The sequence below is a fragment of the Psychrobacter sp. van23A genome (genome assembly GCF_030845275.1).
Classification (GTDB): Bacteria; Pseudomonadota; Gammaproteobacteria; order Pseudomonadales; family Moraxellaceae; genus Psychrobacter; species Psychrobacter faecalis.
In genome coordinates this window covers 2429526-2443834 of the sequence record NZ_CP132595.1, presented here as the reverse complement: position 1 = coordinate 2443834, position 14309 = coordinate 2429526, and the positions used below count along the sequence as shown (strand labels likewise).

Here is a 14309-nt window from a genome sequence, read left to right as displayed (position 1 = left end):
CAAAAAAGCACGAGCAGCAAAGACGACAATTAACGGTATTGAGAACAATTATGGCATTTCAATTGGGTGACGATGACAGTCAAAGCATGAATGAGATGAATCTTATTCCGCTTATCGATATCATGCTGGTATTGATGATTATCTTTTTATTGACAGCGACCGTACTGAATCCAACGGTGCCATTGGATTTACCGAAAACCAGTGCCGAGGTCAATGAAACACCGCCCGAGGCGATTCAAATTAGCATCGATAAAGATGCAGGTTTGTTTTGGGATGACAAGCCTATCAGTATAGAAGCATTAGAAGTGCGTCTGCAAGAACAGTCGGCGAATGGCAAGGATCCTTCTATCCAGCTGCGTGCCGATAAAGAAAGTAGGTATGATACCGTGGCGCAAGTATTAGCGGCAGCCAGTCAAGCAGGATTAACGAAGGTGGCTTTTGTTAACGAGTAAGGTTTAAACGACTGATTAATACAGTTGAGCAGTAAAAATAGTTTTTAAAACAATAAGCTAGCAAGATAAATAAGTAAGCTTAGTAATAAGAAAATAACCACGACAATAACAAGAATAATTAAAATAATAAACTTTCTCTCCCGCCTCGCTTGGGCAACCTTGCGAGGTTATCTTTTTTTAGCAACCCTTCAATTTAGTAGATTGTATGGCATTCGGTGGGTCATATAGTGAGTGAAAAGTAATATCGATACATCACGCGCTGCTGATATCAATTTTTCTTGTTTGCTATGCCTACGCAGACAGAGGCTACAAAAAATTGATATCAGCAATACCGTCGCGTTTTCAGGATATTTTGACTATATAGCGGGCATTAATCATAGTAATTACCAAGCATAACCAAACGGGCGATAACCATAGCCAAAGCGTCCAGGTCCATAACCGAATGGATACGGCGAGCGCAGATAATCAAGGTCGCGCTGACGCATATAATAGTAGCGTCCTTGTGCGTAGGCTTCCTCAAGTTTTTCGATGCCTTCGAGTGGACAGACAGGCTGCCAATCATAACCTTCGCGGCCAAGTTTATAAGCATTGAGCTCGGTACAGTAGTTTTTTAGACCTTGCTGGCGACCTTGCTCCCACAATACGCGGTTTGGCGTTGCGCCAACGACACTTGCGCATTGATTGGTATAATTGCCAAAGTAAGCCCCCGAGCGCCCGAGAAGTCCATCGACATAGCCGACTTCTTGCCAATTGCTATTTTGGCATTGCTCGGGCGTCAGACTTTGGGTGGTCGCGCAGCCCGATAAAGTCAGTAAAGCTACGCCTACTAGCGAGATGGTCAGCCCAGATTTACCCATAAGTTTGGTGACAATTTTATTTACTGATGCAGCAGTCGATGAGTTTTGTTTAATAAGATAATTCATAATAAACCTGCGCGCGTTTAAAATTATGGTTTATCATAGCACCTTTTTAGGCGACCAACTTTTTGCATCTTGTTATCGAATCAGTGGTTTTATGTACTAAGTATTTGATATGCCACTATAAATAGCAAGGCGTTGGTAAATGTCAGGTGTGCCTAGCAACTAGCCCTTTATAGAAGATAGTATTTACGAGCGTTTGTTTTTTAAAGGTTTACGCTCATTATAAGCGACTAGATAGTCGCCGTTTATATTTAAGCTGTTATATAAAGAGCCACGCTGATAGATTATTCAGCACGTTTTAATCACTAGCACACCATTAATTTTGTTAAAAGGTCAGACTGTTATGGGAATGTGGATTGCGATCGCCATTGTACTATTTGTATTAGGGAGTATGATGGCGCTCAAACCTAGCGGTATCGACCAGCGTTTGGATAAGCTGCGTATGACGGCGCGCCGTTTGCAGCTCAATCCCAAGTTAGTTACTTGCCCTGATTGGGTAAAAGGCCGTGACAATGAGTATGGTCGCGGCATGATTGGGCAATATGGTTTGGTGCTCGATAATGTCAAGCTGCCATTAACTCGCTATCAGGTGTTAGATGGACAATGGCGTCCGGCAAGTAACGCCAGCAGTAGTGATAACAATAGCAGCGACAATAAAAGCTTACCCGTACAAGCCAATTTTAGCTTGGATAAAGAACCTTTAGCGCTGCCAGCCAGCATCGAGCCATTTGTGAAAGCGTTATTGGTGAAGTCGAATAGCATTGTTATTTATTGGGAAGATATTGCTTATGTGCGTCCGGCGACCAATCCTGCTTATCAGCAGCAAACGATTGAAAGCGACTTATTAATCATGAAAGAGAACCTTGAGAAATGGGCATTACAGATGCAAAAGTCGGCATAAAAAACGCACGGTGCTAGTAAAAAATTTTTTCGTCTCCATAAAGAGGCAATATGCAAGTCCTTTTGGCAAACTCTCAGTCATTTTAAGTTGACAGCTTAACGCTTTGCAGTGTAACGTCTTTATAACTGTATCTATGCGTTATGGTTATTGTTTGTTTTATAACCGTTTTTATCGGCCGCCATTACTACAATAATTCGCTGAGCCATTATAACTAACTATTATAAATTGCCAGCTGCCGAGTTTATCCTTATTTTAATTTACTTATTATGGTGTCGTCACTTATGGCAAAAACCGCAACCAAAAAAAGCCCAGCCACGGCAAAAGACCAACCCAAAGGCAAGTCTTTGGTGATTGTTGAATCACCCGCCAAGGCAAAAACCATTAACAAATACTTAGGCGACGACTTTATCGTGCGCTCAAGTATCGGTCATGTCCGTGATTTGCCAGTGGGCGCGAGCAAAAGCGCGAAAAAGCCAGCCGCGAGTAAAAAAGATGATAGCCTGAGCAAAGAAGAAAAAACCCAGCAGGCATTGGTACGGCGCATGGGCGTCGACCCAGAACATGACTGGGCGGCTGTCTATGAGGTATTGCCCAATAAAACCAAGGTTATTAAAGAGCTTAAAGCCTTAGCCAAAGACGCTGACAAAATCTATCTGGCGACGGATATGGATAGAGAAGGGGAAGCGATTGCTTGGCATCTCAAAGAAGTCATCGGCGGCGCAGACAGTAAATATGAGCGCGTGGTCTTTAATGAGATTACCAAATCCGCCATTCAAAATGCCTTTAAACAGCCCTCAAAGCTCGATATTGACCGCGTGAACGCGCAGCAAGCGCGGCGCTTTTTAGACCGCGTCGTTGGTTTTATGGTATCGCCGCTACTTTGGCAAAAAGTCGCTCGCGGTCTGTCAGCTGGTCGCGTGCAGTCGGTCGCCATGCGTTTGGTCGTCGAGCGTGAGCATGAGATTCGCGCCTTTATTCCAGAAGAATACTGGCAGATTCACGCCGATACTCATGTTGCTGATAGTAAAGCCAAGAAAGCGGCAGACGCTGAGCACATTGCGATTCGTCTAGAGGCAACCAAGCAAGACGGCAAAACGCTAAAGCTTGTTAATAAAGAGCAGACCGATAAAGTCCTAGAAGTTCTTAATTCAAACGACTTTATCGTGAAAGAGCGCGAAGAGAAGCCAACGCAGTCGCGTCCGAGTGCGCCGTTTATCACCTCGACATTGCAGCAAGCTGCCAGTACGCGCTTGGGCTTTTCAGTTAAGAAAACCATGATTTTGGCGCAGCGTTTATACGAAGCTGGTCATATTACTTATATGCGTACCGATTCGACTTTCTTGTCTGGTGATGCATTAGCCGCCGTACGTGGCTATATCGAAGACAGTTATGGCAACAAATACGTGCCAGAAAAGCCAAACTTCTATGGCAATAAGCAAGGCGCACAAGAGGCGCATGAGGCGATTCGTCCGTCTAACGTCAATATGAAATCGACGCAGTTAAAAGGCGTTGAGCGTGATGCCATTCGTCTATATGAGCTGATTTGGCGTCAGTTTGTCGCTTGTCAGATGACGCCTGCGAAATACTTATCCGTGAATCTATTTGTCGCTGCCGGCGATGTCGAGCTAAAAGCACGCGGTCGCACCCTAGTGTTTGATGGCTTTACTAAAGTCATGCCACCAGCGAAGACTGACGATACTTTATTACCTGATGTCAAACAAGGTGATAAGTTAACGCTCGATAAGCTCGATCCGAGTCAACACTTTACCAAGCCGCCACCGCGTTACACAGAGGCAAGCCTTGTCAAAGAGCTTGAGAAAAAAGGCATCGGTCGACCTTCGACTTATGCGTCTATCATCTCAACCATTCAAGATCGCGGTTACGTGAAGCTTGAAAACAAACGTTTATTTGCTGAAAAAATGGGCGATATCGTCACCGACAGATTGACCGCCAGTTTCCCAGATTTGATGGATTATACCTTTACCGCTGCGCTAGAAGACAAGCTTGACCATGTTGCTGAAGGTGATACCGACTGGAAAGATGTCCTCGATAACTTTTATGGCGACTTTAAAAAGACTCTAGATCGTGCCAAAGAAAAAGATGGTATGCGTCCGAATGATCCAACCGATGTGCCAGACGTCCATTGCGATATTTGCGATCGTCCGATGCAACTACGTACCGGCTCAACGGGTGTATTCTTAGGCTGTACTGGCTATAATTTACCGCCAAAAGAGCGCTGCAAAGGTACCAAGAACTTGATGCCAGTCGAAGCGTTTGCCAATCTTGATGATGGCGACAGCGATGATGAAGCAGCCGAAGTTAAAGATTTGATGGAGAAAAAACGCTGTCCGAAATGCGGAACGGCGATGAATGGCTATATCGTCGATGGTGGTCTAAAGCTGCACATCTGTGGTAATAATCCTGATTGCGACGGCTATATCCTAGAAGAAGGTAAGTTTGAAGTACCGGGTTCAGATGCGCCAACCATCGACTGTGATAAATGCGATGGACAGATGGAACTAAAAACCGGACGTTTTGGGCCATACTTTGCTTGTCAGAAATGTGATAACACGCGTAAAGTGCTTAAAACTGGTGAAGCGGCACCGCCGCGTATGGAGCCTATCCATCTGCCGGAGCTAAAATCGACCAAACATGATGATTACTTTATCTTGCGTGAAGGGGCGGCTGGGATGTTCTTAGCTGCGTCTAAATTCCCAAAAGTACGCGAAACCCGTCCACCAAAGCTGGCTGAGTTACGCGAAATCAAAGATAAAATGGAAGATAAATTCCAGTATCTGTTTGCAGGTCCAGATGAGGATCCAGATGGCAATCCAACCATTCTACGTTGGTCACGGAAGAAAAAAGAGCAGTATATTGGCTCTGAGAAAAACGGCAAAGCCACCCGTTGGGGCGTGTACTGGCGTAATGGCGAGTGGGTAGAAGAGTAAACCTCTTTAATCACCTTATCTTTAAACCATAAAAAACCTCTTAGATAATCTAAGAGGTTTTTTGCTATTAACTTTTGGGCTATCAGTTCTTTTCGATGATACCGCAAGCAACGCGATCGCCTGCGTTACCAGCAGGCTGGCTCTTATAATCATCAGCACCGCTATGGACGATAAAGGCTAGACGGTTAACACTGTATTTACCTGCATCAGCGGCAGAGATTTTCTTATTCACATAGTTGATAGTAGCAACGCCATTCGCATCGGCGGTTAAGTTCGGCAAGTCGCCCGCATGACCATTCATATCATCAGGATGAGAATGCGGTTTTTTATCTGGATTAAAGTGACCACCAGCCGCTTTACCCATATCGCCGCAGCTACCCGTTTCATGAATGTGCAATGCCACAGTTTTACCAGGCTGCAGGTTCATGAGCTTACCATAAACTTGGACACCGCCATCTACTGGGCGTAGGAATACTTGACCCACTTCATTTTTATTACCAGCGACTGCATTGATCGTAGATTTTAACGCAGGTTGGTTAAGTGGATTGCCCGTTTGCATTTGACCTTTGACGGTTTGGCAACCTGTCATCGCTAGAGCTGAACCACATAACAGGGCACTTGCAAGCATCGTCTTATTCATTATTATCTCCATTTATATTTATTTGTTGTGATGAATGTCTATTGTTTTATTAAAATACTCAAACATTGCTTAATGTCGCAATCAGTATAGCCAAGGTTTAAATATAACTATTCATTAAATGCGCAACAATCGGTTAATAAATGTAAATAACGTATGCGTTTGAAAAAGGTTTACAGCGTTTTCTTTACTTCGTTTTGCCAAACTAAGGTTTCGCCTGTTGCCATCGTTTGCAATAAATTATAACGAGGCATATCGGTCTGATTATCTGCTGTTGGCTGTGAGGGTTGTAAGCTTAATGTTAGCTGACTGCTGCTATCACGCATCAAATCAAACAAAGCGGACTCGATTCTATTGCCTGTCTCACCGCAGCCCATTACAGTACTAATAATAGTGCCGACTTTGAAAGTATTATCATTGAGTAAAAAATAGGGCGCGCGTGAGCCGTTACAGCCTGAGCTAAAGGAGGCGTATTGATTGTTAGGCCAACTCTCAAAGCTCGCTGAAATAGGGTGATCGGGGTGATAAAAATTGCCCAAAGGTTTTCTAGTTAATTCCCCTTTGGCGTCATAAGTATTACTGGCGGCACTCACCAGCGTCCAATGATACTGCTCTAATAACTCGTTAGTAATGGGCAATCCAGCGGGAGTTGCCAATGCTTTAGGTGAACCTATAAAAATTAAGCGATTACCATTTTCGATATTAAGTGCCAAACGTTTAGGGGCAGCTTGTATAGCGACTGGCGCTGATTGTGATGTTAAATGTGAAGTTGGCAATAACTCAAAATTAAGCCTAACAGGTGCGTACTTAACAAATAACGATTGAATACTATTATCCTCTTTAATTGCAGTATCAGTATTATTGTCGTCATGACAAGTTGTGGGTACTTTAGTAAGATGAGAATAATAGGGATAAGGCGGCGCGGACAGCGCATGAAAATCCATTCTATAATGCTCACAGCCTTGATGCAGACTTATTGAACTGGGTTCTATTGCTAAGGTAATCGGTGCAAAATTTTCGATATCGGCTATGTTACCGTTTTGATGAATTACTTGCGCCAATTGCCAGTCATAATGAGCTACCCATTGCATTACTTGTGATTCTTTAATTACTATCTGGTCAGTAAAGTTAGATTTATCTTTAGTAATAGGTGTGTTGACGATAGTGGTCTGCTGGGTACTATTCAATGGCGCAGACTGGCAACCCATTAATCCCACTGCTACAGACAAGCTGATAATAGTTAATGAGCGCTTTATAGTTGGCAGCAGCATTGTAAAATCCTTTTTAAAAAATATGAAAATGAATAGAGGCTAAGGTGTTTTCTTTACTTCGTTTTTCCAAATGAGGGTTTCACCTGTTTCGAGTTTTTGCGTCAGTAGATAATAGGGTAAGCTTGAGGAGTCGAGATTGGTATTTGCTAATCTTTGTAAGATTAATTGGCTTTTGCTTAACTGTTCAAGCTCACGAATTTTATCTTCAGCAGCTTCACGTTTAGGACTACATCCCATCATAGTTTGCGGGCTTGAACCAATCAACAATTTATTGTCAGGCGTCAAAATGTAAGAACCACCAACACCATTACAATCAGAGCTAAAGCCAACGTGATGCTCATCGTTATATAGTGGGTAAGCAAAGTAGGCAGTCACTGGAAAATCTGGACGACTAAGCTCAATGATGGTGTTTTTATTGCTATCGACCGCGCTTACTAGTCGCCATTGATATTCTTTTAGAAGCTCATAAGTAATGGGTAGTCCCGTTACTGGTCGTAAGGTCTTAAGTGTACCTTCAAATATGAGCTGCTTGTCCTGAACATTTAAGATCAGCTCATAAGACGTTGGTTTTTTTGGAGTAAGTTTATTCAAAAATGAAAACGGTTTTGATTTTGTTTGTGTAGATGGTGAAGTGATTCTAAGGTTAAAACGTCCTCTGCCATATTCAGGAAATAATTGTTCTAAATACTGAAGGATATTGCTAGCTGCTTGTTTATCAGTTATTAAGCAAGAAGGCTGCGTAATGGTAGTTATGCCGTATGAGCTGTAAGTGTAATCTTGATAACCATCATGGTTTAAGCGGTAGCGCTGGCAGTCATATTTAAACACTAAATTGCTCGGACGTACATCAAGCATTAACGGCGGCACGGTATCGACATCATTAACAATACCTTGATTGTCTATCCGGCGCACCAGCTTCCAATCAAAGCGATTGACACTTTCAACATTTATCACTTGCTCAGATAGTATGGGAGCAGAAGTGATAGAGCCAGTCACCATTGAGTTAGCAGGTGTAGAATTATCTTTTGCAATATTAGACTGACAACCTATTAGCGCTGCCGGAAAAGAGATAGCGAGCAATAAGGATAGAATTAAGCGGTTTGAAATCAGATGGTTTAACATTATGGCTATTACCAAATAAACATTTGTTTAAAATATAGCACAGAGTTTTAGAGAGATTGTTTTTTATTATTGCCAAAAAAGAGCCGCCCAACATGACGATGAGCGGCTCTTTAATTTGTAAGACTGGATTAGTAACTAATCAGATTAGTTATGCAGCGCTTTGCCTGAGGTTTTATCAACCGTCACTTTGGCAGGTTTCAGCGGCACTGGCATACTGACCAATGCTACTTTTAATATCTCATCAATCGTCGCTACTGGCTGGATGGTCAATCCTTCTTTGACATTATCAGGGATATCGGCCAAGTCACGCTCGTTGGTCGCTGGAATCAAGACGTGCTTGATGCCACCGCGATGCGCAGCTAGCAGCTTCTCTTTGAGACCACCGATACGTAGGATTTTACCGCGCAAGGTAATCTCGCCTGTCATCGCAATATCTGGACGAATGGCAATGCCCGTCAAGGCAGAGACCAGCGCTGTGGTGAGCGCACCACCAGCTGATGGACCGTCTTTCGGGGTCGCGCCTTCAGGCATGTGCACGTGGACATCAGTAGTTTTAAAGGTCTCGTAATCAATCCCTAAGCTGTCACCGCGAGCACGTACTACGCTCATGGCAGCGCGAATCGACTCTTTCATCACATCGCCGAGTGACCCTGTAAAGCTCAGCTCGCCTTTACCTTTCATAGCTACCGCTTCGATGGTTAATAGCTCACCACCGACTTGTGTCCAAGCAAGCCCAGTCACGCGACCAATCTCAGGCTCTTCTTCTGCCAGACCATAATCGTACTGATGGACGCCTAGATAGTCATCGATGTTTTTGTCATCGACTACTACCAGCTCACGTTCGGCTTTTTTAGGAGCACGTGCACCATGGGTTTCAACCGAACCGCGAACCACTTTGCGGCAGATTTTATTGACTTCACGCTCAAGGTTACGCACACCTGCTTCACGCGTATAGCTACGCACGATGCTATGTAATGCCGCTTCAACGATTTCAATTTCACCTTCTTTAAGGCCATTATTTTTAATCGCTTTTGGCACAAGGTATTTCTGCGCAATATTGACCTTTTCTTCTTCGGTATAACCCGGTAGACGAATGACTTCCATCCGGTCAAGCAGGGCTGGCGGAATATCCATGCTGTTGGCAGTACAGATAAACATCACTTGTGATAAGTCTAAGTCCATATCCAAATAATGGTCGTTAAAGGTATCGTTCTGTGATGGATCTAGCACTTCAAGCAACGCTGACGCTGGATCGCCGCGGAAGTCTTGCGCCATTTTATCGATTTCATCCAATAAAAATAGCGGGTTTTTGACTTCGACTTTTGCCAATGACTGGACGATTTTACCCGGCATCGCACCGATATAAGTACGGCGATGACCACGAATTTCTGCTTCATCACGGACGCCACCAAGTGCCATACGTACAAACTTACGACCCGTGGCGCGCGCAATTGACTCACCCAACGAGGTTTTACCGACACCCGGAGGACCGACTAAACAAAGAATCGGACCGCGCAGTTTTTTCACCCGCGATTGTACCGCGAGGTATTCTAGGATGCGGTCTTTCACATCTTGCAAGCCATAATGGTCTTCGTCTAAGACGGTTTTCGCTTTATCTAAATTGATAGACACTTTGGTCGTCGCATTCCACGGCGTATCCAAAATCCATTCAATATAATTGCGCACCACTGATGATTCACTCGATGCAGGCGGCATCATTTTAAGTTTTTTCAGCTCTTGCTCGGCTTTTTTGCGCACATCTTCTGGCAAGTCAGCATCTTCTAAACGCTGCTCAAGCTCAGCCACATCATCTTCATCGAACGCGCCGTCATTCATATCTGACAGCTCGTTTTTGATAGCCTTCATCTTCTCATTTAAGAAGTATTCGCGCTGATTGTCTTCCATTTGCTGACGAACGGCATCTTGGATATCTTGCTCGATATTTTGCTCAGCGCTTTGTTTAACGAGATATTCGGTCAAGGTATTGATGTGGGTTTTGATATCGTCTTCTTCTAAGAACGACTGCTTAATATCCAAATCCATCGACACACGGGTTGAGATAAAATACACCAGCTCAAGCAAATCATCGATGCGTTTCGCCACGCGAGTTAGCTCACGAGCATTACGCAGACGAGCGTCGGCATAGCCTTCAAATAACGTCGTTAAGGCCTGAATGGTGTTTTTTTGTTGGCTCTCACTCATGCTGATATCGAGATCAGCACGCGTAAAGCTTGCCATCAATAGCTCGTCGTGATTTTCAATATTATCAACGCGCGCACGGTATTGACCTTCAATCAATACTTTGATGCAATTTTCATCGCTATCATGCGGCATAGTGCTGACGATGCGGCACACCGTTCCGTACTGATACAAGTTATCTTGATCAATATCTTCAGTTAGCGAGTCTTTTTGCGCCACGACCAATACTTTATTGCCGTATTCAGCTTGTGCCAATTCAACGGCTTTTACCGACGGCGCACGGCCGACAAATAAAGCAATTTGCATATGCGGATAGACAACCACATCACGCAATGCCAGTAGCGGCAGATAACTCTCTTCACCGTCTTTTGCCTTAACGCTTTCAGCTTCGATGTCTTCAGCGCTGTCCTGAATAGTTTTAGACGCCGAGACGTTTTCTAAGGTATCGTCAGATGAAGTATTTAGCGCCTTATCATCAGCAACGTTAGATGAAACGTCGACATCGATGTCGATATTGTCTTGGGCAATTTTATGTTCACTCATATATTCTTCCTCGTTCACCAGACTTGTAAAGTCAAGTTAGTGGTTCATGTTTAGATAAATGGTGTTGCTAAATGAAATTGCAAGGCTATATGACGAGCAGTCATGACAATATTGCGTCTTTATTTGCAGGGTCGCTCCTGTCTGCTAAGTTTTGCGCGTGGGATTTATAGCTAAAATCAGGTAAAATGACGCGCGTCTTAAACGCTCCGTTCAAATAGCAACTATATGGGTTAACGTGTGAGTTAAAACGCTAGGGCGAAATAAATAGGTCGGCAATGTGCTAATAGCGTGCCAATAGTCAATAGCGGACCAAAAAACATAGGGTAAGGGGCGAGAATATGACCATCAATGCGGTGCTACTAGCGGTAGTCATCATGCTAGGCCTGTCTTTGGCGCGGGTACACGTGGTACTCAGTTTATTAATCGGCGCGCTGGCAGGTGGGCTGATTGCGGGTCTTGGTATGACCGATACCTTAAATGCCTTTCAAGAAGGTATCCGTAATGGCGCGCAAATTGCGTTGTCTTATGCCTTATTGGGCGCTTTCGCGGTAGCGATTGCGCATTCGGGCTTGCCGCAATCTTTGGCAGGGGCGGTGATTAAACGCATTGATGCCGGTGGCACCAGTGGCATGATTAAATACATGCTGTTTGCAGGGCTCGTCACCATGAGCTGCTTTAGCCAAAACTTAATCCCGATTCATATCGCCTTTATTCCTCTGCTTGTACCGCCTTTATTGCTTGCCTTTAACCGTATGCAAATCGATAGACGCCTGATTGCCTGTCTGATTACTTTTGGTCTTGTGACCACGTATATGTTTATCCCTTATGGCTTTGGCGATATTTATCTTAATCAAATCATGCTTAAAAACGTCGGTGAAGCCGGTATTGATGTATCGAATATTTCGGTCACCAAAGCTATGGCGATTCCAGCGCTGGGTATGCTTGTTGGTTTGCTAGTGGCGGTATTTATCAGCTATCGTAAGCCGCGCCAGTATGCCCAATTAGCCATTGATAAAGAGGCTCGCGATGCGATAGTAGAAAAAGACGCGTTAAGCAAAACAGCTGCCGATGCCCAAACGCAAAGTAAAATGAAAACCATCGTAGCGCTAATTGCTATCGTCACAGCCTTTGTCGTACAGCTTTATACTGATTCATTATTACTCGGCTCAATGTTTGGTTTTGGCGTCTTTATGGCAACGGGCGTGGTCAAATGGCGTGACGCCGATACGGTCTTTAATGATGGTATCAAGCTGATGGCGATGATTGGCTTTATTATGATTACCGCCCAAGGCTTTGCCGAAGTCATGAAAGCGACCGAGCAAATACAGCCGTTGGTTGATGGCGCGGCGTCATTGTTTGCGGGTAATAAAGCAATGGCTGCATTTATTATGCTATTGATTGGCTTGATTGTGACCATGGGTATTGGTTCGTCTTTTTCAACTATTCCTATTTTGGCGGCGATTTATGTACCACTATGTATCTCTTTAGGGTTCTCACCTTTAGCAACCGTGGCGATTATTGGTACAGCTGGCGCGCTTGGTGATGCCGGTTCGCCTGCGTCAGACTCGACGCTTGGACCAACCTCTGGCCTAAACGTTGATGGCCAGCACGACCATATCAAAGACAGTGTGGTACCAACCTTTATCCATTACAATATTCCGTTATTGGTATTTGGTTGGATTGCGGCGATGGTGTTGTAAAGCTATCAAAGTTAAGTAGAGTTTGGTATAAGCTGGGTTTTTAACCCAGCTTTAAAATGTCAATTACCTTGTTATTAAACTGATTCTCTACAAAAAAAATCGTCTTAAAAAAAATAAACAGACCTGCCGAAAGCAAAGCAATAAAAATAGTAAAGATGACAGGAATGTCCAAAAAATCATCCCACCTAATGACGGCGGTGCATGCATCGCCATCATACCGAAACCAAATAAAAATAAAATGCTAGTCAACAGCATAGCGAAGAACTTCCAGCGACTATCCATATATACATCCATAGTTACCAGTAGGCTTAAGTGAAACAGCATCGCCATTATTAATATAACGACTAATTCTATAGGATAGGGGTGCGGAGGAGGAATATTCTGAACGTGAAGTAAATAGGGATCTGTGCTAAAACCTAACGTGATAATAAGACCGACGAAAATGATCCACAAGATAGTAAAAACTACCCTTAGTGGTTTTGAGCGAAAGTAGCTCATTGTTGACTTTGCAAATCCTTTATGGGTCTTTATTGTCATCTTCAAAATCCCCAATCTCACCAGTTAAACTAGCCAAAAACTCATCACTTTGCGCCAGCAACTCATTTAAGCGTTTCTCATTAACCACCTTTGCTAATTCGTCGGAGTTGAAGGATTGTTCTTGACTGTAGTAGAGCTTCTCTCTAGCGTCATCATCTCCCGATGCTCGTAAGTACGTATCAACACTATCAGCGCTAGATGCTTTGTCATGGCGGCTTGTAATCTGATTTCGTTTAAACCACCTCAAGCCACTTGGCGTAATTATGCCATCCAATGGTACATCCCATGGTTGACGTTCTAATTGCTCAACCACTTGAAAATCATAGCACCAACCAATTTTCAATGGTTTTTTTAACCCTGCCTGATGGCTTTTACCAAGCGTTGTATCATAAAAACCGCCGCCCATGCCCATACGATTGCCGCTATTATCAACCGCCACTAATGGACAGATAATGACGTCTAACTCTCGTGCCCATAATAACCTGCGATGATGGTTTTGATTCATACCTAAGCTGTGAATGCGCGTCGGTATATTCAGCAGTTTCGACTGATAAATAGGCACAAAGCGCAGACGTTTATCATCATTACCATTTCTAGTACGACCTAGCGAACCAACCACTGGCAGATACGGCTGATAATTCGAACGTATAATCCAGTCCAACAGTGGCTGAGTGGGCAGCTCACCAAAGCCATCATAATATAAGCCAATACGCGCATGCGGAGGTAAGCGCTGTTGCAACTTGATTAAATGTAAACTTGCCATGTGCGCATATCGTCTACGCTCGCCAGCCGTTAATTGCCGACGCTGGCGGGTAAATTGTCGTCTGGGTGGATTAGCCAAGCTATCAGCGGTTTTGACATCGTTTTTTGAGTGAGCGTCATCAGCCGATAACTTAGAAAGCGAATCAGATAATGCAGTAGCAGAATGTTGTTGGCCGGTGTTTTTAGACATCAGTTAGCCTCACGGACTTGGAGAAATTTGTGATAAGTCATGCTATCATAACGCCACTTTACATCGTATTTTCCTTTATGTGCAGCGTGTGTTGCACTTTTTCAAAGCAGCTATACAACAAACCATC

General features: G+C 43.9%; 10 protein-coding genes. 4 read left to right on the top strand and 6 right to left on the bottom strand.

The genetic code is table 11. From position 1 onward, the window contains the following. The first annotated feature begins 50 nt into the window (after window positions 1–50). Window positions 51–452, top strand: a complete 402-nt coding sequence (locus tag RAH45_RS10340) for an ExbD/TolR family protein (RefSeq protein WP_068407187.1) — start codon at window positions 51–53, stop codon at window positions 450–452. A gap of 383 nt (window positions 453–835) precedes the next feature. Here the strand turns inward: RAH45_RS10340 and RAH45_RS10335 are convergent, their stop codons facing one another. Then, window positions 836–1375 (bottom strand): DUF2799 domain-containing protein, encoded by a 540-nt coding sequence (locus RAH45_RS10335; RefSeq protein WP_068407184.1) that lies wholly within the window; start codon window positions 1373–1375, stop codon window positions 836–838. Between the two features lie 340 nt (window positions 1376–1715). On the opposite strand from RAH45_RS10335, the gene RAH45_RS10330 reads away from it, so the two are divergent. Both RAH45_RS10330 and topA read left to right on the top strand, forming a co-directional pair. Next, window positions 1716–2273, top strand: coding sequence for a hypothetical protein (locus RAH45_RS10330; protein ID WP_193032204.1), 558 nt, complete (start codon window positions 1716–1718; stop codon window positions 2271–2273). Between the two features lie 281 nt (window positions 2274–2554). Further along, a complete protein-coding gene (gene topA, locus RAH45_RS10325) occupies window positions 2555–5221 on the top strand; it encodes a type I DNA topoisomerase (protein ID WP_068407179.1) in 2667 nt (888 codons plus the stop codon). Window positions 5222–5303: 82 nt separating this feature from the next. Here topA and RAH45_RS10320 read toward each other — a convergent pair whose 3' ends face one another. The 4 genes from RAH45_RS10320 to lon form a co-directional block, all read right to left on the bottom strand. Continuing rightward, window positions 5304–5861 carry a superoxide dismutase family protein gene (locus RAH45_RS10320; protein WP_068407176.1) on the bottom strand — a complete coding sequence of 186 codons (558 nt, stop codon included), beginning with the start codon at window positions 5859–5861 and terminating at the stop codon, window positions 5304–5306. Window positions 5862–6031: 170 nt separating this feature from the next. Further along, window positions 6032–7129, bottom strand: a complete 1098-nt coding sequence (locus RAH45_RS10315; RefSeq protein ID WP_306495259.1) for an META domain-containing protein — start codon at window positions 7127–7129, stop codon at window positions 6032–6034. A 39-nt stretch (window positions 7130–7168) separates the two neighbouring features. Beyond that, window positions 7169–8251: an META domain-containing protein gene (locus RAH45_RS10310; RefSeq protein ID WP_306495258.1), complete on the bottom strand. Its 1083-nt coding sequence runs from the start codon at window positions 8249–8251 to the stop codon at window positions 7169–7171. 144 nt (window positions 8252–8395) lie between these two features. Beyond that, complete coding sequence (gene lon, locus RAH45_RS10305) at window positions 8396–10843, bottom strand: endopeptidase La (RefSeq protein WP_373429190.1); 2448 nt, start codon at window positions 10841–10843, stop codon at window positions 8396–8398. Between the two features lie 488 nt (window positions 10844–11331). On the opposite strand from lon, the gene RAH45_RS10300 reads away from it, so the two are divergent. Further along, complete coding sequence (locus RAH45_RS10300) at window positions 11332–12693, top strand: Na+/H+ antiporter family protein (RefSeq protein WP_306495256.1); 1362 nt, start codon at window positions 11332–11334, stop codon at window positions 12691–12693. Between the two features lie 517 nt (window positions 12694–13210). Here the strand turns inward: RAH45_RS10300 and RAH45_RS10295 are convergent. Beyond that, the gene (locus RAH45_RS10295; protein ID WP_193032201.1) at window positions 13211–14182 is read right to left on the bottom strand and encodes a 5-formyltetrahydrofolate cyclo-ligase; all 972 of its coding nucleotides are present in this window, start codon (window positions 14180–14182) and stop codon (window positions 13211–13213) included. Window positions 14183–14309 lie beyond the last annotated feature (127 nt).

What these genes read in the sequence shown, in the direction of transcription:
- RAH45_RS10340 (WP_068407187.1), top strand. Translation starts at nt 51, where the DNA reads ATGGCATTTCAATTGGGTGACGATGACAGTCAAAGCATGAATGAGATG.
- RAH45_RS10335 (WP_068407184.1), bottom strand. Translation starts at nt 1,375, where the DNA reads ATGAATTATCTTATTAAACAAAACTCATCGACTGCTGCATCAGTAAAT.
- RAH45_RS10330 (WP_193032204.1), top strand. Translation starts at nt 1,716, where the DNA reads ATGGGAATGTGGATTGCGATCGCCATTGTACTATTTGTATTAGGGAGT.
- topA (WP_068407179.1), top strand. Translation starts at nt 2,555, where the DNA reads ATGGCAAAAACCGCAACCAAAAAAAGCCCAGCCACGGCAAAAGACCAA.
- RAH45_RS10320 (WP_068407176.1), bottom strand. Translation starts at nt 5,861, where the DNA reads ATGAATAAGACGATGCTTGCAAGTGCCCTGTTATGTGGTTCAGCTCTA.
- RAH45_RS10315 (WP_306495259.1), bottom strand. Translation starts at nt 7,129, where the DNA reads ATGCTGCTGCCAACTATAAAGCGCTCATTAACTATTATCAGCTTGTCT.
- RAH45_RS10310 (WP_306495258.1), bottom strand. Translation starts at nt 8,251, where the DNA reads ATGTTAAACCATCTGATTTCAAACCGCTTAATTCTATCCTTATTGCTC.
- RAH45_RS10300 (WP_306495256.1), top strand. Translation starts at nt 11,332, where the DNA reads ATGACCATCAATGCGGTGCTACTAGCGGTAGTCATCATGCTAGGCCTG.
- RAH45_RS10295 (WP_193032201.1), bottom strand. Translation starts at nt 14,182, where the DNA reads ATGTCTAAAAACACCGGCCAACAACATTCTGCTACTGCATTATCTGAT.